General features: G+C 45.2%; 20 protein-coding genes. 14 read left to right on the top strand and 6 right to left on the bottom strand.

The features are described 5' to 3' along the window. Positions 1 to 42: 42 nt before the first annotated feature. Entirely contained in the window at positions 43 to 1,161 is a 1,119-nt protein-coding gene (locus MKY54_RS22530; RefSeq protein WP_076310113.1) for a hypothetical protein, read from the top strand. Continuing rightward, positions 1,158 to 1,730: a type 1 glutamine amidotransferase family protein gene (locus MKY54_RS22525; RefSeq protein ID WP_076184206.1), complete on the top strand. Its 573-nt coding sequence runs from the start codon at positions 1,158 to 1,160 to the stop codon at positions 1,728 to 1,730. Before MKY54_RS22530 ends, MKY54_RS22525 begins: the two co-directional genes overlap by 4 nt. Before the next feature lie 66 nt (positions 1,731 to 1,796). On the opposite strand, the gene MKY54_RS22520 is transcribed toward MKY54_RS22525, so the two are convergent. Then, positions 1,797 to 2,390, bottom strand: coding sequence for a hypothetical protein (locus MKY54_RS22520; protein WP_076130242.1), 594 nt, complete (start codon positions 2,388 to 2,390; stop codon positions 1,797 to 1,799). Positions 2,391 to 2,598: 208 nt separating this feature from the next. On the opposite strand from MKY54_RS22520, the gene MKY54_RS22515 reads away from it, so the two are divergent. From MKY54_RS22515 to MKY54_RS22505, 3 genes are read left to right on the top strand one after another with little or no spacing between them, the layout of a single operon-like run. Beyond that, positions 2,599 to 3,255: a ribonuclease H family protein gene (locus MKY54_RS22515; RefSeq protein ID WP_076184205.1), complete on the top strand. Its 657-nt coding sequence runs from the start codon at positions 2,599 to 2,601 to the stop codon at positions 3,253 to 3,255. A gap of 44 nt (positions 3,256 to 3,299) precedes the next feature. Then, positions 3,300 to 3,968, top strand: a complete 669-nt coding sequence (gene ung, locus MKY54_RS22510; RefSeq protein ID WP_339187992.1) for a uracil-DNA glycosylase — start codon at positions 3,300 to 3,302, stop codon at positions 3,966 to 3,968. A 30-nt stretch (positions 3,969 to 3,998) separates the two neighbouring features. Continuing rightward, positions 3,999 to 4,403: a hypothetical protein gene (locus MKY54_RS22505; RefSeq protein ID WP_036683006.1), complete on the top strand. Its 405-nt coding sequence runs from the start codon at positions 3,999 to 4,001 to the stop codon at positions 4,401 to 4,403. A 90-nt stretch (positions 4,404 to 4,493) separates the two neighbouring features. On the opposite strand, the gene MKY54_RS22500 is transcribed toward MKY54_RS22505, so the two are convergent. The 3 genes from MKY54_RS22500 to MKY54_RS22490 form a co-directional block, all read right to left on the bottom strand. Next, positions 4,494 to 6,052, bottom strand: a protein-coding gene (locus MKY54_RS22500; protein ID WP_339187584.1) for an IS3 family transposase whose coding sequence is annotated in 2 segments (ribosomal slippage) — positions 4,494 to 5,419 and positions 5,419 to 6,052 — 1,560 coding nt in all. Because the reading frame shifts where the segments join, the coding sequence is not laid out codon by codon here. A gap of 136 nt (positions 6,053 to 6,188) precedes the next feature. After that, positions 6,189 to 7,298, bottom strand: a complete 1,110-nt coding sequence (locus tag MKY54_RS22495; protein ID WP_076130245.1) for an AI-2E family transporter — start codon at positions 7,296 to 7,298, stop codon at positions 6,189 to 6,191. Between the two features lie 190 nt (positions 7,299 to 7,488). Continuing rightward, the gene (locus MKY54_RS22490; RefSeq protein WP_076130246.1) at positions 7,489 to 7,761 is read right to left on the bottom strand and encodes a hypothetical protein; all 273 of its coding nucleotides are present in this window, start codon (positions 7,759 to 7,761) and stop codon (positions 7,489 to 7,491) included. Between the two features lie 251 nt (positions 7,762 to 8,012). On the opposite strand from MKY54_RS22490, the gene MKY54_RS22485 reads away from it, so the two are divergent. From MKY54_RS22485 to MKY54_RS22465, 5 genes are all read left to right on the top strand, one after another. Next, positions 8,013 to 8,777 carry a DeoR/GlpR family DNA-binding transcription regulator gene (locus MKY54_RS22485; protein ID WP_339169081.1) on the top strand — a complete coding sequence of 255 codons (765 nt, stop codon included), beginning with the start codon at positions 8,013 to 8,015 and terminating at the stop codon, positions 8,775 to 8,777. 117 nt (positions 8,778 to 8,894) lie between these two features. Further along, the gene (gene pfkB, locus MKY54_RS22480) at positions 8,895 to 9,806 is read left to right on the top strand and encodes a 1-phosphofructokinase (protein WP_076279191.1); all 912 of its coding nucleotides are present in this window, start codon (positions 8,895 to 8,897) and stop codon (positions 9,804 to 9,806) included. Positions 9,807 to 9,844: 38 nt separating this feature from the next. Further along, positions 9,845 to 11,773, top strand: a complete 1,929-nt coding sequence (locus MKY54_RS22475) for a fructose-specific PTS transporter subunit EIIC (protein ID WP_339174574.1) — start codon at positions 9,845 to 9,847, stop codon at positions 11,771 to 11,773. Between the two features lie 175 nt (positions 11,774 to 11,948). Beyond that, positions 11,949 to 12,449: a Crp/Fnr family transcriptional regulator gene (locus MKY54_RS22470; protein WP_076217941.1), complete on the top strand. Its 501-nt coding sequence runs from the start codon at positions 11,949 to 11,951 to the stop codon at positions 12,447 to 12,449. A gap of 315 nt (positions 12,450 to 12,764) precedes the next feature. Beyond that, a complete protein-coding gene (locus MKY54_RS22465) occupies positions 12,765 to 13,436 on the top strand; it encodes a YitT family protein (RefSeq protein WP_076130250.1) in 672 nt (223 codons plus the stop codon). Between the two features lie 255 nt (positions 13,437 to 13,691). Here the strand turns inward: MKY54_RS22465 and MKY54_RS22460 are convergent, their stop codons facing one another. Next, the gene (locus MKY54_RS22460) at positions 13,692 to 14,588 is read right to left on the bottom strand and encodes a rhodanese-related sulfurtransferase (RefSeq protein WP_076302702.1); all 897 of its coding nucleotides are present in this window, start codon (positions 14,586 to 14,588) and stop codon (positions 13,692 to 13,694) included. 300 nt (positions 14,589 to 14,888) lie between these two features. On the opposite strand from MKY54_RS22460, the gene MKY54_RS22455 reads away from it, so the two are divergent. Further along, positions 14,889 to 15,683: a TIGR00266 family protein gene (locus MKY54_RS22455; RefSeq protein ID WP_038572584.1), complete on the top strand. Its 795-nt coding sequence runs from the start codon at positions 14,889 to 14,891 to the stop codon at positions 15,681 to 15,683. A 484-nt stretch (positions 15,684 to 16,167) separates the two neighbouring features. On the opposite strand, the gene MKY54_RS22450 is transcribed toward MKY54_RS22455, so the two are convergent. Beyond that, positions 16,168 to 16,806 carry a hypothetical protein gene (locus MKY54_RS22450; RefSeq protein WP_339187991.1) on the bottom strand — a complete coding sequence of 213 codons (639 nt, stop codon included), beginning with the start codon at positions 16,804 to 16,806 and terminating at the stop codon, positions 16,168 to 16,170. Between the two features lie 251 nt (positions 16,807 to 17,057). On the opposite strand from MKY54_RS22450, the gene MKY54_RS22445 reads away from it, so the two are divergent. The 3 genes from MKY54_RS22445 (at position 17,058) to MKY54_RS22435 (ending at position 19,378) form a co-directional block, all read left to right on the top strand. Continuing rightward, positions 17,058 to 17,510 (top strand): hypothetical protein, encoded by a 453-nt coding sequence (locus MKY54_RS22445; RefSeq protein WP_339187988.1) that lies wholly within the window; start codon positions 17,058 to 17,060, stop codon positions 17,508 to 17,510. A gap of 162 nt (positions 17,511 to 17,672) precedes the next feature. Then, positions 17,673 to 18,374: a response regulator transcription factor gene (locus MKY54_RS22440; protein ID WP_038572574.1), complete on the top strand. Its 702-nt coding sequence runs from the start codon at positions 17,673 to 17,675 to the stop codon at positions 18,372 to 18,374. After that, a complete protein-coding gene (locus MKY54_RS22435; RefSeq protein ID WP_339187984.1) occupies positions 18,371 to 19,378 on the top strand; it encodes a sensor histidine kinase in 1,008 nt (335 codons plus the stop codon). Before MKY54_RS22440 ends, MKY54_RS22435 begins: the two co-directional genes overlap by 4 nt. Positions 19,379 to 19,391: the final 13 nt, after the last annotated feature.

Here is a 19,391-nt window from a genome sequence, read left to right as displayed (position 1 = left end):
ATCAAGTCTGCTGATCTAAAGAAGAAAATGAGGGATTATCGAATGGCTGAACCTTTAAAAGCAATGTACAATGAACAATTTCTGCGTGAGTTCGGCGAAAAGATTCGTGGCGTACATAATGTCTTCGAGACTGAGGCATTTGTAAGCTCAGCCATGACTGAACCGTGGGAAACGCTTGAGCTGAAGGCAAGAATGCGGCGGATCACCGAGACGTTGGGCAGCCACTTAAAGCTTCCTTATGAGGAAGCGCTGGCTATCCTATTCGCCATTGCTGACGATTGCGTGGGATTTCCTTATTTGATTTTTCCGGATTTTGTTGAGGTATATGGTCAGGGAGACGATCATTGGGAATTGTCTATGCAGGCGCTGGAAAGATTCACAGCGAAATCATCGGCTGAATTTGCAGTTAGGCCGTTTCTCTTACGGGAACCAGAGCGGATGATGGCTCAAATGCTGGTATGGGCGGAGCACCCTGATGAGCATGTACGTAGGCTGGCTAGTGAGGGCTGTCGGCCTCGTCTGCCTTGGGGACAGGCGCTTCCCATGTTCAAGCTTGACCCAGCTCCGGTATTACCTGTACTTGAGCAGCTTAAGGCGGATACATCCCTGTATGTACGTAAAAGTGTCGCTAATCATTTGAATGATATTGCAAAGGATCATCCGGAAGTGGTGCTCGATACCGCTCGGCGCTGGAAGGGAACACATCCCGATACAGACTGGATTGTGCGTCACGGCTGCCGTTCTTTGATTCGTAAAGCTGAGCCAGAGATTATGGCTTTATTCGGATACGCAGAGCAGACAGACGAAGCTGCTCCACTTATAACGAGTGCCTTCATTCTATTGGAACCTTCAATCCTGACCATTGGCGAAAGCTCTGAATTACAGTATAAGCTTCAAGTTCGTGAGGGAGCTCCAGCACGGATTCGGATTGAATACGGAATCTATTTCGTGAAAGCGGCAGGTCGAACCTCCCGTAAATCTTTTTTGTTATCGGATAAGACCGTACCTGGAGGTACAATTCTGTCAGGTAAACGGACACATCGTTGGGCTGATTTAACAACTCGGCGTCATTATCCAGGAGAGCACCGGATTGTGCTGCTGGTAAATGGGCGAGAAGTGGCGGAAGTGGCGTTAGAACTTAAAGGGGGTGCTAATATATGAAAAAAGAAGTTTTGATGTTTCTATCCAATGGCTACGCTGATTGGGAAAGCGGATATATTAGTGCCGAACTAAATAAGCAGGAAAGTGAATATAAAGTAAGAACAGTTGCTCTAACTAGCGACAATGTCAAATCTATGGGTGGATTTACTGTTGTACCTGACTATACTTTAGATAGTTTACCTGCTCAGTATGAAATGTTGATTTTAATCGGGGGCACAGGCTGGAAAGATAATTCAGCTATTACTCCAGTGATTGAAAAATGTCTGCAGGAGAGTGTACCTATAGCCGCTATATGTGATGCTACAACTTTTTTGGCTGAACATGGCTATTTAGACAACATACCTCATACCGGAAATTCATTGGATTATTTAAAACAAAATGCTCCTAATTATAAAGGAGAAGCAAATTATATAGAAAAACAGGCAGTTTCGAGTGAATATATTATTACAGCTAATGGCACAGCTTCTTTAGAATTTGCAAGGGAAGTTATGAAGAAGTTAGAGGGTTTCCCAATCGAAACCGTCGAGGGATGGTACAACTTTTTCAAAGATGGTTTTTATCAAGAATAAGGGTGTATATAAAAAAAGGTGGTCTCAAGTCTTAACGACTTGAGATCACCTTTTTGGGGTTGAAGCTTATTTTTTCACTTCTGTAACACCAGTTACTTTTCCTTGATCGGATGAATTAAAGGTGGATTTATATTGATCGTTTGCGAAGTAGACATTGCCTTCAACGGTTGCGTTCACCAGGGTAAATCCATCCGCTTCTACGTATACATCTCCAATAAAAGTGCCGCCTTGGATGCGGGCATTTTTACTCTTGATGGTCAATTTTGGAGCAGTCAGTTTAAAGGAGTTGGTGATGTTGTGATCCGCATCTTGTGTGTATAGAGCAATTTTTCTGGCGGGTTCCTCTTTATTCATGAATTCTCCATCCACCACGAGATCTTCGGTGAAGGTTAAGTCTTTAAGTGTAGCAGCAATCCAGGTTCCTTCTGGACTGATGGCGCGTTTGAAGGCTTCTTCATTATCTACTACGGAAGCTGAGGTTACAGCATCTGTGGTGTTATTTTGATTATTAGCGGTGCCTGTATTATTAGTGGTTCCCGCATTATTCGTGTTCTCAGGAGTGCTTGTTGCAGTAGCATTATTGGCATTGTTTGTTGCATTTCCACATCCGACCATTAACACAAAAGCAAATACCGCAGCAACACTTGCTATCTTTCTCATCTGTATAACCTCCCTAAGTAATTGTACTGATATCCTTCGAGCTTACTATAGAGTGATTAGTTAGTAATTTACCAATCAATCTACAAATGGTAATATAGGCCTGGACATCTCTGGCGTATAGTATGACCTGAAAAATGTGATTTATCCGATGAATTCACGAGCAATATGGATTACAATAAGTACAGGCAGTAGAAAAGGAGCATTATCCATGGCCAAACAGAAATATTATGTAGTCTGGGAAGGTAAACAACCGGGAGTCTATAGCACTTGGGCAGAATGCCAGGCACAGACAGATCATTATACCGGTGCAAAATATAAATCCTATGAATCTAAAGCAGCAGCTGATGCGGCATATAAAGCGGGCTGGAAGGGGAATTGGGGAACAGGGGCAGCTGGAGCAGCAAAGTCTAAGGGGACTAGTTCTTTTAAACGCAGTGCTACAGTAGAGACCTCTGAGGAGATTGATTACAACAGTATTTCAGTAGATGTGGGGACTCGTGGTAATCCGGGGCCTGTTGAATATAAGGGTGTAGATACACAAACGGGAGATATCATTTTCTCCTGTGGTCCGATCAAAAAGGGCACTAATAATTTAGGCGAATTTTTAGCGATTGTTCATGCCTTGGCGTTGTTGAAGAAAGAGGGAAGCGATAAAACGGTCTACAGTGATTCAGTAAATGCAATGAAGTGGGTGAAGCAGAAGAAGGTGGCAACAACCTTGCCGCGCGATTCTTCAACAGAGGAAATTTGGGTGCTTATTGATCGGGCAGAGCGTTGGTTGCAAACCAATACATATGACAATAAGGTGCTCAAGTGGCAGACCAAAGAGTGGGGCGAGATCAAAGCGGATTATGGTCGGAAATAAAAAAGCTATATCGCTATGGTTTCGGTTAAAGGAGGAGTTTGGGGATGTTTGGCAACGATTGGGATGAGGTATTGCAGGATGAAATGCAAAAGCCCTATTTTCTAAAATTAATGGACGCACTAACACAAGAATATAAGGAACATACCGTTTATCCGCCAAAAGAATTATTGTTCACAGCATTGAAATTAACGCCTTATAAGGAGACCCGTGTAGTTATTTTAGGTCAAGATCCTTATCATGGTCCCGGACAAGCGCACGGACTAAGCTTCTCTGTCAATCCGGGGGTACGTATCCCTCCGTCACTGCGCAATATTTATGCAGAGCTGAAAGAGGACGTCGGTGTGCCTGTTCCGAACCACGGCTCTTTACTGCACTTAGCAGAGCAGGGAGTGTTGTTGCTGAACACCGTGCTGACGGTACGTGAGGGTGAGGCTGGTTCGCATAAAGGTCTGGGCTGGGAGACATTCACAGACACTATTATGCAAAAGCTAAATGAAAGATCTACGCCTATGGTGTTTATATTATGGGGAAGTCATGCGCAGAAAAAAGGCGCCTTCATCGATAAAAGCCGGCATAAGGTGCTGCAATCGCCTCATCCAAGCCCACTTTCATCGCATCGTGGATTTTTTGGCAGTCGTCCGTTCTCAAAGGCCAACCAATTTTTAGAGTCGCAGGGGTTGGCAGGAATAGATTGGTTCATTCCGGACTTATAATTTATGGAGTGATGCGAAGGGGAGGTAGCTATGAAGCATTGGGTAGGTAAACCCGTTATAATGTACTGCGGGGAGAAACCTTATACCATTATGAAGGGAATCCTCCGCAAATGGGACCTTTCCGCATCGGTGGCGGTGATTGGCCATCAGGAAATTGCTGTGCCGTTTCGGGATATTGTTGTTATTAAGGCTCTGGCTCCAAAAGAAAGAGCGCTGCCTCCAGTTCTCCATTCCGTAGGTTATGTGATGAGGGATCGGCAGCAATTTGACAATGCAGTGTATTTTAAATCGGCGGTTAGTGTCTGGAAAGAAGATCAGCTTATTGCCTTTAATACGATTATTACCTCACATACGAAAGGTTCAGTTACTCTTCAGAACGGCCAAAACCTGATGAAGGGCAATCACATCTTTGTAGTTCGTTCTTTACGAGGATGATTTCAGGCACCTGTAAAGAATAAAAAAGGGTACGACTCCGAGTGGTGAACTGCACCCCGTCAAGTAGACAGCACAAAAAATAAAAGTAGTTTAAGCGGCCTTAGTCCTAAATTCAATGGGACTGAGGCCGTTTAGTTTTGCCTGTAACCGTTCGTTATTGTAAAAGTGAATGTAGGTATCAATATCTGTTTGGAGTTCTTCAAAGGTCTGGTAGGTATGTAAGTAGTACTTCTCACATTTCAATGTTCCCCAGAAGGATTCCATCGGCGAATTGTCAATGCAGCAGCCTACTCGGGACATGCTTTGCTTCAGTTCTGCATCGTCCAGCATCTTTTTAAAATGCAGAGAGGTATACTGAAAACCACGGTCGCTATGGAGTAAGGTTCGGCTCTCCGGTGCTGCCTTCAAAGCTAATTCCAGTGTGTTAAAAACTAGCGAATTATTATTGGAATGACCCAGAACGTAAGCAACAATCGACTTGTCATACAGATCTTTTATTGCACTTAAATACGCCTTCTTGCCGTTGCCGTATTTGAATTCCGTTACATCCGTTACCCATTTTTGGTTTGGAGCTTCAGCCTCAAAATTACGGTTCAGCACATTCTCTGCAACCTGCTGAGGCGTGGAGCCTACATACTTCTTTCTCTTTCTGCGGATGACTGATTGGATGCCTTGGCATCTCATCAGCCGGTACACTCGCTTTGCGTTAATAGATTTATCCATTTGTCTGCGCAAATGCAGGGTCAATTGGCGATACCCAAAGGTTCGTTCCACCTTCTCATACAAGAGGAGCATAGCCTCTGTCAGTTTCTCGTTGTCAGCCTCTCGAGAACTGGGTTTGCGATTCAACCATTTGTAATAACTTGACCGTGAAATCCCTGCGATGTCACACAAAAGCCGAATGGAGCAAGACTGTTCCTGCTGTACGGCCTGAATGGCCAGGTAGATGTTCACCTGGCGAATGGTCCTTAACGCCTCCTCCTTTCGAGTTCCTCTAACTTTTTTAGAAAAGCATTCTCCGCACGCAGGCGTGCATTCTCGTATTCCAGCTTTTGCATCGCGAGTTTGTGGCGATCTGCTTCCGTAAGTTCTTCAGGCGCTTTAGTGCGTCCTCTACCGTCTCGTAACGCCTCTTCACCACCAGCTTCGTACTTCTTTACCCAGCTATATACTTGTTGGTAAGACACGTGAAAATGGCTTGCCGTCTTCGCATAGTCTTCTCTGTTCGAAAGGCAGTACAGCACGATATTTATCCGTTCCTGCCAAGTGGTTACGCGTCCTTTGGTCATAGCTTTAGTTCCTCCTGAATGAGCTGTTAAGCTGTTGCTATGACCATTATACTTCCTAATCCAGTTGGCGAGTTGGGTTGAACTTGCAATCTTATACTTGCAGATGATTTGGTTTTGCGACAATCCTCCCTCGAGATAGTCCTTAACGGCATGGAGTTTAAGTTCTGCAGAATATGTACGATTGTAGCTTCGGACTTCCAGCCCTTCGTATCCATACAATTGATAACGTTGCCGCCACTTCACTAATGAGTTTTTGGATATTCCATACTTCCGGGTCGCAGTTTTCAAACCAATGTCGCCCCGTTCAATTTCTTGGAGAATCGTTAACTTTTCCAGTGCTGTAAACTTCTTTTGTTCCATAAAAATGCTCCCCATACAGCGACAGGTTTTTATTATTTTACCTGTCTACTATATGGGGAGCATATCAGTGATTGGAGACGTACCCTTTTTTATTTTATAGATAAGCTCCGCCCGTTCACGAAGTAGATTACAACCGTTATAGCTCCTCTTTTTTGATAGGCTCAGTTTCATCTATCCGGTCTGCAATAATAATCTCATACACGCGCAGGAAAACAATTTTTATAATCATATAAACAGGGAGCGCAATAAGAACTCCGATAATACCGTAGAAGTCTCCACCTATAAGGACAAGGATGACCGTAGTCAGTGGATGAACATCCAATGATTTTCCGTAAATAATCGGTGAGAGTACATTATCCTGGATCTGCTGGGCAATGAAGATTACAACCAGGGACCATATGGCCATCGTCGGTGATTCAATGAAACCCACTATAATTACCGGAATCGCTGCTAAGAATGATCCCACATATGGAATGAAGTTAAGGGGCACTGAAATTACGGCGAGCAACAGGGAGTAAGGCAGTCCGATGATAAGGAACCCTATATATAACATAATACCGAGTACGACATTTAGCACCACGCGTGTGACGATGAAACTGCTTAAGGCGCTGTCGATATCTCCAAACATCTCTTGCCCTTCCTTACGATATTTTCTCGGAATTAAGCCTTGAAGCTTAGGCGATAGCTTATAGTCATCTTTTAGCATGTAGTACAGAATGATGGGCAAAGTTGCGATTAACACTACAATGCTGGAAACAACGCCAATCAAATTGGACATGGAATTGGTAACCCAGGTAATAGTATCGCTAAGAAATTCTGATAAACGGGCCGCGACGTCAGAGTCCCCTTTGAAAAAACGCGAAAGTGTCGGATTCTCCCTCAATGCATTGAACTGATCCTGCAAACCTTGCACGAGGTAAGGAGTGTTATCAATAAAGTTCTGAATTTGTTCTTGCAGTGTCGGCCAGACTAGAATCCAGAAGAGAACGAACAAGCCGGCAATCAGAAAATAAATGAGCAGGATGGAGAACGCCCGGTTTAATTTTCTTTTCTCAAGGATTCTTACTAACGGACGCAGCAGGTAGTACATGAACCCTGATAACATCATAGGAACAAGTAATAATTTGAAAATGGCACCCAGTGGGGCGAAGAGAAACATTACTTTGGAGCCTAAGTACAAAATCAGTAAAAAGGCGATAATAGCAAGGCTTGTCCGAAAATACTTCTGTTGTGGCAATAAAAACATCCCCCAAAATTCAAATTTATGTCTATGTAGTTTAATAACCCTAATTTACAAGTATTGATTCAAAAGCGGGCAATTCCTTTTAGGTAGTTCTTGGCATACCCATATAGAGGTTCTAGTTACAAAGGTTACGCCAAGTAAAAAGTTCGCAATTTAACAAGGGGATATAACTATTTCTCTGCTTTTTCACAGATTATCTTGACTTTCGTCTATGAGATTTTCTAGTGGATAAAGTGAAGATTTCAGGAACTACATCTTCGCCTCCGGTTTCTTTGGTAACTTGTCTTGCTTTAACAAGAGATAAAAAGGAAAAAATCTCACCTAAGGCTACAAGTCCAGCTGCGATGATCTCATAATCCTCAGCGCTAAGTTCTGCGGATTCCACTGGATTATTGTTATTGGTGGTCCCATTCTTATTAGCATTGCTGTTGCCTTTATTTCTCCCGCTGTTTCTTCCATTGGCCATTTCTGATCACCCGCTTTTCCCGGTATGTATTATTAATATGTTATAAATGCCGCATATGAGATAGGCAATTCGGATGTAATTTTGCACTGTCTCTTTTTAGCACTTTACACAGGATGAAAACGCTGTTAAAATCATAAACGAGCACAAACGATCAATAACGGTCATATATAATCAATTAACGGTCAAGAAAATTCATAGATGAGCGCAAGGAATTGCACAGGTCGCGCTGTCACATAAAGGAGCGAGCCACGATGATGTTTGAGGAAGAGAGAAAACAAAAAATCGTGCTTTTTGTGGAAAAAAACTCAAGAGCTTCTGTACAGGAGCTAAGTCAGGAAATGGGCGTATCTGAGTCTACTGTGCGCCGTGATCTGAAGGAGCTGGAAGAAGCCAAGCTATTAAAGCGTACTCATGGCGGAGCGGTTTCCCTGCAGAGCGTCAATTTTGAGGCGGCTTATCCTGATAAGGAAGACCATTTATTGGATGAGAAGCAACGGATTGCCCGTAAGGCCGTGGAGATGATTCAGGAGGGGGACGCAATACTGCTTGATGCAGGAACAACAACACTGCAGATTGCCAGAGAGCTGAAGAACTTTTCGAATATCAAAGTCATTACGAACTCGATTATGGCGCTGAATGAGCTGCGGGATTGCCGCAATATCGAAGTCTCAATTACAGGCGGTATGCTTCGCCCGGATACGATGGCTTTTGTTGGACCGATGACAGAACGTTCCTTAGATATGGTGAGAGTAGATAAAACTTTTCTTGCCACTAATGGACTGGATTTGCGGGAAGGCATCACAACTCCGAACATGTTAGAGGCAGCTACAAAACGCAAAATGATCGCAGTCGCCAAGCAAGTTATTCTACTGGCAGATCACAGTAAGCTGGGGCAGATATCCTTTAGCAAGGTTGCAGAGGTGACGGAAATGGATCATTGCATTATAGATTCAGGAGCGTCTGACAAATTCATCCGTGAGATCACGCAATTGGGTGTGGATTTCACGCTGGTATAAATTTTATATAGGATAAGCAATTATGAATTACCGTGTGATCGTTTGGAGAAATTACAGATGCCGTACTTGTGATCGGTAATCTATGGCTTAGAAAACCAACATAATTGAGGGATAATCATGATCTATACTGTAACGCTTAATCCTTCCATTGATTATATCGTGGAAGTGGAAGATTTGAGACTGGGTGACTTGAACCGGATGAAACGTGATTTGAAGCTTCCGGGAGGGAAGGGAATTAACGTATCCCGAGTGCTTAATCAGCTTGGGGTTCAGAATAAGGCTATGGGATTCCTTGGAGGCTTCACCGGCCGATATATTGAGGATTGGTTACACGAAGAGTCAATTTCAAGCGATTTCGTGTTTGTTTCCGATGATACGCGGATTAACATCAAGCTCAAGCATGGAGAAGAAACGGAGATTAACGGTGTTGGACCCGTCATTCATGATCCTGAAGCCGACGCACTATTGCAAAAGCTGGCTGCTCTGAACGCGGAGGATGTAGTGATTTTGTCGGGAAGCGTTCCCCCATCACTGGGTGCAGATTTCTATGACAAGCTTATAGCTGTGTGCAAACAGAGCGGAGCGGAATTCGTCATTGACACTACTGGTGCTGCACTTCAAAAAGCACTGGCGTATCAGCCATTGCTGGTTAAACCGAACCATCATGAGCTCGCAGAGCTATTCGGCGTAACCATAGATACGAGGGAAGAGATCATTACTTATGGACGCAAGCTGCTGGATGCAGGAGCGAAAAATGTACTGGTTTCCATGGCGGGTGAAGGGGCTTTGTTCATTACGGAGCAAGGGGTATACCACGCCAACGCACCATCAGGTAAAGTGAAAAATTCTGTAGGTGCAGGAGATTCCATGATCGCTGGTTTTGTAGGGACACTGTCTTTGACAGGAGACTTGTTGGAGGCGTTCCGTGCAGGCGTTGCCTCGGGCAGTGCAACCGCATTCTCTGATGACTTAGCGGACAGAGAATTCATTGAACAGCTGAGACCGCTGATCCAAATCTCAGAAGTGTAAGCCGACAGCATTCAAAGTACTTAAGGGAGTTGAGCATGATGAGAATAACGGATTTAATGATAAAAGAAACGATGATCATGGATCTAAAAGCTACAACTAAGGAAGCTGCAATTGATGAATTGATTGCGAGTCTTGCTGCAAGTGGCCGAATTAATGATCCGATCCTTTTTAAAGAGATGATTCTGAAGCGCGAAGAGCAGTCCAGCACTGGGATTGGCGGCGGCATTGCAATGCCGCACGCTAAGACTAAAGCGGTAAATGAAGCGACGGTTGTATTTGCTAAGAGCGCAAAGGGAGTGGAGTTTGAATCCCTTGATGATGAGCCAGCACGTATCTTCTTTATGATTGCCGCTCCAGAAGGAGCAGGCAATATGCATCTTCGTACACTGGCCTCATTGTCCAGACTACTGATCGATAGCGAGTTCATTGAACAGCTTATGAATACTCAGACTCCTGACGAGGTATCAGCTTTGTTTGATGCCAAGCAGGCGGAAGGTGAAGCTAAGGAGAAAGAGAACGAAGCCCCTGAAACTGCCGCGAAGTCAGAGCCTGAACGTGTAATCGTGGGCAACCCGGATTCCCAAGCTTTTGTCGTAGCTGTAACTGCTTGTCCTACAGGCATTGCACACACTTTTATGGCTGAAGATGCCCTTAAGAAAAAAGCTCTGGAAATGGGAGTTAATATCCGTGTAGAGACGAATGGTTCAGAAGGGGCCAAAAACGTACTTACTCCTGATGAGATTCGGCGTGCAAGCGGTGTAATTGTTGCAGCTGATAAAAAGGTGGAAATGGCCCGTTTTGACGGTAAGCCTGTACTGCAAAGACCTGTAAGTGATGGCATCCGTAAGTCGGAAGAGCTTATTCGTAAAGCTATGAATGGGGAAGCGCCGATCTATCACAATGAAGGTCGCGGTGGCAATGACGAAGGGTCTAAAGAGAAATCTGGCAGTATCGGCAGTAAAATATATAAAGACTTAATGAATGGGATCTCCCACATGCTCCCATTTGTAGTCGGTGGCGGTATTCTGCTAGCAATCTCCTTCCTGATTGAACAAGTAGGTGGCGCAGATCATCCGCTGTTCCAGTTACTGCAGACAATCGGTGGCGGAGATGGTGCCTTCCATTTCCTAATCCCAGTCCTTGCTGGATTTATAGCGCTCAGCATTGGTGATCGTCCGGCTCTGATGCCAGGTATGGTTGGGGGTTACATGGCCTTGAATTCCAACGCTGGGTTCCTCGGCGGGCTGGCTGCTGGTTTCTTGGCGGGTTATGTAATTATCGGACTACGTAAAGTATTTGCAGGTCTGCCTAAAACACTTGACGGACTGAAGCCGATCCTGTTATATCCGGTATTCGGGCTTCTAATTACCGGTGGATTGATGTATTACCTGTTCGATCCGGTCTTTAGCTGGATCAATGTAGGGCTGATTGATTGGCTTAATGATCTTGGAACTGTTAATGCTGTTATTTTGGGTCTGGTTCTCGGTGGCATGATGGCCATAGATATGGGTGGACCTTTCAATAAAGCTGCTTATACTTTTGCCATCGGTGTATTCACTACCAGTGGCAATACCAACGGCTTCATGATGGCTGCTGTAATGGCGGGGGGGATGGTGCCTCCACTTGCAATAGCACTGGCTTCTACTTTCTTTAAGAATAAATTCACAGAAGAAGAACGTAAATCAGGCTTAACGAACTATGTGCTGGGCTTATCGTTCATTACGGAAGGGGCCATTCCATTCGCCGCAGCCGATCCGCTTCGTGTCCTAACCTCTTGTATTCTTGGTTCGGCCGTTGCTGGAGGTCTTACACAGCTTTGGAATATCAACGTGCCGGCTCCGCATGGCGGGATCTTTGTAGCTGCCCTTTCAAGCCACGCGCTGTTGTTCCTCTTAGCTGTTCTGATCGGTTCGGTCATCTCCGGGTTGATGCTCGGATTATGGAAGAAACCGCTTGAAGCAAAGTAACTTTATAAACAAATTGAACTGCTGGGTGCCAGAATTTTCATTCTGGTGTCCAGCAGTTTTTGCATGGATTTTAATCACCCACCTCCTCGCCCATAGGTAGATTTATCTCCATAAATGAGGTTTAATTTTATATAATTGAAAATATATATAATCAGAAGGAAAAGGAGCGAGCGAGATGATATTACATAAGGGGGAAGTCTTGTTCCGCCAAGGAGACAGCTGTGATTTTTTATTTAAGGTAAAAAGCGGGCTGTTCAAGGTCACAAGACTTCATGAGAATGGGAACATGGTGTTATTCAACATCCTGTATCCCGGTGAGATGGTTCCCCATCATTCACTCATTTCGCCAAAGGAGGCGCATGGAACGGCAGTTGCGATGATGAAGAGCGAGGTGGAGGCAGTTCCATCAGCAGAATGGTATCAACAGCTGCGGGAGGATTCTGGTCAAGCGATGGAAATCGCCAGACTGCTTCAGGAGAAGGTACGGTTTATGCAGACACGGCTGGATCATCTTACTGTAGGTACGCCTGCAGAACGTATGGAATTGCTAACCCGCTGGTTTAATGACTACTCTCATGGCGCAGCGCTAACAGAGTTATTGACCCAGGAAGAAATAGGACAATTGATCGGTGTAAGACGTGAAACAATCAACCGTTTGCTGCGGAGTACAGAGTGATTCCTGCTTTTTTCTGGCAAACTGTTTAGAGTAGGGTGGCTCCGTGGTATAATGTAAACAGAACTTATCAAATTAGAGAAAGGATCAGGATACCATGTGTCCCCGAAGGACGATTCCCCAAAGGACGATTTGGAAACGTTATGATCTGTCTTATACTTAGCTTCCCTGTAGAAGGTGCGTAAACCGTTGTTACTTGACGAACCGCCTCTGCGAGGGGAAGGAGTATATATATGCGAAGGAGCAATACCTCCGGTTTTACCCGTCGTAGAGGTTGGTGGGACGTCTAGCCGCCATATACGATAAGGGGAGACCTGTATGAGGAACCACAATTACGGAGTGAATGTACTGCTCCGATTGACAGTCATTTTGTTTGGAACATTTTTGCTTGCATTTACTTATTATCACATCAATTTTCAGAATCATTTGTCAGAGGGCGGATTCGTAGGATTATCGCTGCTTGGCAAATACGTATTAGGAATTTCACCTTCGATTTCAACTCTGCTTCTAGACGTTCCAGTACTCTTGATAGCATGGATGTTCAAAGGGAAAGCGTTCGTGTGCAACACCTTTGTTTCTGTAGGAGCTTTTACAATCTTCTATGGTCTCATGGAACGTTATTCCGGTTTGGTCATCAACTTGCAGGACAATTTGGCATTAGCAGCTCTTTTGTCCGGCGTACTGACAGGTTTAGGAGCGGGAATTATCCTGCGGAGTGGCGGGGCTAGCGGTGGAGACGATATTTTGTCGCTGCTGGTTAGTGAATGGAAGGGAATCAAAGTAGGTACGGTATTCATCATGATGGATGTAATCGTTCTGGCACTATCACTCTTTTATATGCCTGTTAAAGAAACGATGTATACAGTGATGGCAGTAGTCGTAGCCGGCTATGTGATCACCTTTACAACCTCTTTAGGCAAACCAAAGCTAGTGAAGGCGCCAAAGATTCAATCTACACTGCGTAAACCGCATGATGGTACGGTAATGTGAAGAAGGCTGGTATAAACAGCTTATTCGGGGATATACTACATTTAAGGTCAGCCAGAGTTTCTGGTTGACTTTTTTTTTCTGGATATGACGTAATTTAAAGGGTGTAGTCCTTAGGGTCGTTGCTCGGACGTTTCGCTCATAACAAAAGGTGGCGTACAGTGAAAATCCTGTACGCCACCTTTTAGTTAACTTAAGACTCACTAGTGCTCGTAATTGAATCGTGCAGAAACATTTGCGGCCAGCTTGTCCTTTTATTTAGCCCACAGCATTCGTGATAGCTTCGCATTCGTCCGAGCAATGACCACTGTGCTGTGTTTCACAGTCCTCACAGCAAATATGCTGAAGATGACAAGCATCGTTAGCACAATTGATAAATTGGTCAGCTGGCTGACCGCAGTGATGGCAACGTCCGACAACGATATCCTCGTCGGTATGATTAATCTGTACGGAAATCCGCTCATCGAAGACATAACATTTTCCATCAAACAGTTGACCCTGTACCTCAGGGTCTTTACCGTAAGTCACAATGCCGCCATCCAGCTGGTACACCTGTCCAAAACCTTCCTTCATCATAAACCCGCTTAATTTCTCGCAGCGGATCCCGCCTGTACAGTAGGTCAGGATTGGTTTATCCTTAAGGTCGCTCATATTCTCGCGAATCCAGTCCGGGAATTCTTTGAAGCTGTCTACTTCGGGGCGGATGGAGCCGCGGAAATGACCAAGATCGAATTCGTAACCGGTACGACCATCCAGAATCACCACATCGTCGCGCTGCATCATTTCATAGAAATCTTTAGGCGCCAGATGCTTTCCGGTAATCACGTTAGGGTCCAGTTCATCCTCGACCCGGAACGTCACGAGTTCTTTTTTATAACGAACGAAGATCTTTTTGAAGGCATGACCCTCAGCCTCATCGATCTTGAAGACGATATCGCTAAACAGAGGGTTTGCGCGCAAATCCTTCATATATTGCTCGGTTTGGGCAACCGTACCTGATAGTGTTCCGTTAATGCCTTCATCTGAGATGAGAATTCGTCCCTTTACATCAAGCTCTTTGCAGTAAGCCAAATGCTCCTGGGCGAATTGTTCTGCATCCGGCACTTTTACAAATTTATAGTATAGCAGAATTGCATATTCCGATTGTGGATTCATTCATTTCACCTTTATCATTAGAATTAGACTACTAAATAAACATTTAAGTATAAAAAGTATTGTAACATATTATCAAGTATTGACAAGAGATGTGGTACAGTAACCTGAAGAAAGCTGGAATAAATAACATTTTTCAGGGATACCGGATTAAGGTCAGCCAGAACCTCTGGTTGATTTTTTTGCTGAATATATGCGGTTTTCATGGATAGTTAGGATTTGCGAAACCGTGAATCGCAACGCACGTATATATTTTCATTCATAAGTCACATGTTGACTTTAATTATAAGGAGGAACTGCGGGATGAGTGCTCATGAGATTGATTATGCCATTATGGGTGAGGAAATACAGTGTGTAGAGGTGCAGCTTGACCCAGGAGAGAGTGTAATTGCCGAAGCCGGGAGCTTCATGATGATGGATCAGGAAATAACAATGGAGACGATATTTGGCGACGGCAGCGGAGGCTCGCGAGGAAGTGGCTTGATGGGGAAGCTGATGGGCGCGGGCAAACGTCTGTTGACAGGTGAAAGCTTGTTTATGACTGTCTTTACACACAGTGGTTCTTATGGACGTAAAAGTGTCACCTTTGCTGCTCCGTACCCAGGCAAAATCATCCCGCTCGACCTGCAGCAATACGGTGGAAAAATCATCTGTCAAAAGGATTCATTCCTTTGCGCGGCAAAGGGCGTTTCAATCGGTATTGAATTTCAGCGTAAGCTGGGTACCGGCTTTTTTGGTGGTGAAGGTTTTATTATGCAAAAGCTGGAGGGTGACGGACTTTCATTTGTACACTCTGGCGGTTATGTTATGGAACGCACACTTCAACCGGGAGAGACGCTTAAGCTGGACACTGGCTGTCTAGTCGCTATGACGTCTTCGGTGGATTATAATATTGAGTTTGTAAAAGGGGTCAAAACCGCGCTGTTCGGCGGCGAAGGCCTGTTCTTCGCAACGTTGCGCGGACCCGGCAAGGTGTGGGTACAGTCGCTGCCATTCAGCCGAATGGCCGATCGCATCCTGTCCGCTGCCGGCAACAGTGGTCGGAAAGAAGAAGGAAGCGTACTTGGCGGACTCGGCAATCTGCTGGATGGTAGATAAGTCTGCGTGAGCGCATTGCACAGCGTGGAAGTAGAGGACAATGGAATGTTGAGTGAGCGTGCGAAGTGCTGAGTAGGTGAGGCAGAGAGCGTGCGAAATGTGGAGTGAGCGTGGAAATGCTGAGCATATGAGGCAAAGAGCGTGCGAGATGTGGAGTGAGCATGGAAATGCTGAGCATATGAAGCAGAGAGCGTGCGAAATGTGGAGTGAGCGTGGAAATGCTGAGCATATGAAGCAAAGAGCGTGCGAAATGAGGAACATACGAGGTATACAACATTACAAGAGGACGCGTCGTTTCAGCGGTGGCGCTATAGGGTGTGGTGAAACAAGGGCAGAAATGCCCTTGTTTTGCTGTAAAGGTTTAGTATCGCGCGAAAGAAGGGCAAAAGTGCCTTTGATTTACTCGACACTGTCAAATGTACGGTATAAATCCCGCAGATAGAGCCGATGGAGCACATATAGCCAAATGTACGGTATAAATCCCTTAGAATAGAGCCGATGGAGCATATATAGCCAAATGTACGGTATAAATCCCGTAGAATAGAGCCGATGGAGCACCTACAGTCAAATGAGCGGTATAAATCCCGTAGAATAGAGCCGATGGAGCACCTACAGTCAAATGAGCGGTATGAATCCCGCAGATAGAGCCGATGGAGCACATATAGCCAAATGTACGGTATAAATCCCGTAGAATGGAGCCGATAGAGCGTATACGGTCAGATGTACGGTATAAATCCCGTAGAATGGAGCCGATAGAGCGTATACGGTCAGATGTACGGTATAAATCCCGCAGAATGGAGCCGATGGAGCGTATATGGCCAAATGAACGGTATAGATCCCGCAGAATGAAGCCGGTGGAGCACCTACGGCCAGATGTACGGTATAAATCCCGAAGAATGAGGCTGGTGGAGCAGTTGCGGCTAAATGAACGGTATAAATCCCGGAGAATGGAGGCAATCGAGCGTATACGGTCAGATGTACGGTATATATCCCGCAGATGAGCTACTCCAACAAGTAATAAGTTACTTATGTTCGATGGGATATCACCGTTCGGCGTCTGCAATATCAACTTTACATTGTCCTCCACTACCGCTATCGCTACCACTACCACTACCACTACCACTACTATCACCACCACTACTACACTATCACCACCACTCCTGTATCTTTAAACCAATTTATAGTTTGTTAGAGCCGTAATGAGCTATGCTCATTTACGGTTTTTTATGTTTTTTAAGTAATGGTTGGCCGAAGTAGATGACCACTCAGGTACAATTGGGATAGTTTAATTGATAACTATATAATACCAGCTCATGAGTAGCTGGTTCAGTTATGATGTGTTCAACACTATTTCGTACTTTGGAGGAATGTATATTGCTAATGGACGTGGAATTTGGCAAGGAAATTGAGAGTGCTATTTGTTGGGCTAAGGAGCGGCTGGGGTCGCAGGAGTATCCGCTGCGTTGTCTTGCTTTTGTTGAGGATGCATATGAAAGAAGCAATGGGATCGAAATGTGGGGAGGCAGCGATGCACGCGAATCCGCAGAGCTGTACGATGCGCACAAGAATCCGGGGGCTCCGCCAGCTGGCGCGTTTGTTTTTTATGCTTGCTCAGGTTTGGTGGACGGTGAGCTTAAGGATTGGGGGCATGTAGCTTTGGCCCTTGGGAATGGCGAGGCCATTCATGCCTGGGATATAGTTAGGATAGATCACTACATGGAAATTTGCCATCTGCAAGCTGCTCCGGGCTGGAGCCAACCAGAACTTATCGGCTGGGCACCTGTAGAGAGAGTTCTTGCCGGGATTCAGAAGAAACAATGGGACTAGTTGATATCCTTAAACCTAACTTATCCAAGAACCTAGAAGGTGCCGTAAACAGGTGCTTCATGGGTTCTTTTTTCTTCCTTCCGATTTGACTAACCCTATGCACGGTGTATATATTATTTGGCAGACCCCCTTATATTGTTAAGGCTGGACCGGAGGCATGATATGTTCAAAATATTTATTATAGAAGATGACCGTGGACTTGTGGCTTTGCTGCAGGATTATTTACATAAGTTCGGATATGAAACGCAGGCGGTGAGTGATTTTGAGCGGGTCCGCACTCAGTTTGAGGCGTTCACGCCACATCTGGTACTCCTTGATGTAAATTTGCCAAAATACGATGGTTATTACTGGTGCCGCCAGATTCGCGGAATTTCAACCTGCCCTATTCTTTTTATATCTGCCCGCGATGGCAAAATGGACCAAGTAATGGCGCTGGAAAATGGAGCCGACGATTATATCACTAAGCCTTTTGATTACGAAATCGCGATGGCCAAAATCAAAAGTCAGCTGCGGCGCGCCTACGGCACCTATGCCGGTGGGAATAATGAACGCACACTAAACGTTGCCGGAATGACGCTGGATGTAGAGCGGCTAATCCTTACCCGAGGCGAAGCTAAAGTGGACTTAAGCCACACGGAAGCCAAGATACTAGATGAGCTAATGCAAAAATCAGGCGTCATCGTTACCCGGGACAGGCTGCTCGAAAAAATCTGGGATGATCAAGCCTTCGTGGATGAAAATACCTTAAATGTATATGTTACACGTGTACGCAAAAAACTTGCCGCTCTCGCTATCACAGATGGACTACAAACCGTACGCGGTCAAGGCTACCGTTTGATTCCGAATTGGGGGGATGAGGAATGAAGTTGTTTTTACGGGAACAGTTCCCCCTGATTGTGGTCTATCTAGCCCAGCTAGTCCTGATCACATTAGTGTATCGGCTGGATGGGGGCAGCGGTCTGAATGTAAGTTTATATGCCGCGCTGCTCAGCACTTGTCTACTGATTGGCTACCTCGCTTACCGTTACGTCACCAATCGCACGTTCTATGAACGTTTGGAGACTACGCCCTCCTCTCTCGATGAGGCAGGTGGCCCTACACAGGATTCTCCGCTAGCCGTAAGCTTGCGAGGTTTACTGGGGTCGCAATTCCGCCTCTACAAAAATGATTTGCACAGCTACCGCCACAAATTAGAAGAGCATATTCACTTTATTAATCAATGGGTACATGGCATGAAGACGCCGTTGTCTGTCATTCATCTGATCATTCAGGATAAGGATGGCCCTCCTTTTACGGCAATTGGTGATGAACTGGATCGTCTGAAAAAAGGACTGGATACCGTGCTTTATACGGCCCGTCTGGATACTTTCGAGCACGATTTTTATGTGGAACGGCTGAATTTGGAGACCATCGTACGTGGTGTGACCTCTGAGCAGAAGCGTCTTTTTATTCGAAAAAGAGTATTTCCAGCTATACAAATAGATGAACAGATTACCGTAAACACGGATGAAAAATGGCTCACTTTTGTCCTTACGCAGCTGATTACGAACGCTGTACGTTATACGACAGAAGAGGGCAAACATGTTTATTTCCAAGGGATGGTCACGGAAGATAAGCAGACTGTGCTTGAGATCCGGGATGAAGGAGTAGGCATACCAGCAGGAGATCTACCGCGTGTGTTCGATGCTTATTTTACCGGGGTGAATGGACGAACCTTCCAGGAATCTACGGGGATGGGTTTATATCTCGTGAAGCAGATCTGCGGCAAACTTGGACATGAGGTGAGTATCCGTTCCGAAGAAGGAAGCGGGACCACCGTGCGGATTGTATTTAGGGAGCAGCATATAACAAACCTTACAAATGTGTAAGGGCATTGTAAGT

Source organism: Paenibacillus sp. FSL P2-0121, from assembly GCF_037975345.1.
In the GTDB taxonomy this organism is placed as follows: Bacteria; Bacillota; Bacilli; order Paenibacillales; family Paenibacillaceae; genus Paenibacillus_AQ; species Paenibacillus_AQ odorifer.
Note: the sequence above shows the minus strand (reverse complement) of the source record. Positions and strands in the feature narration are given on the sequence as shown.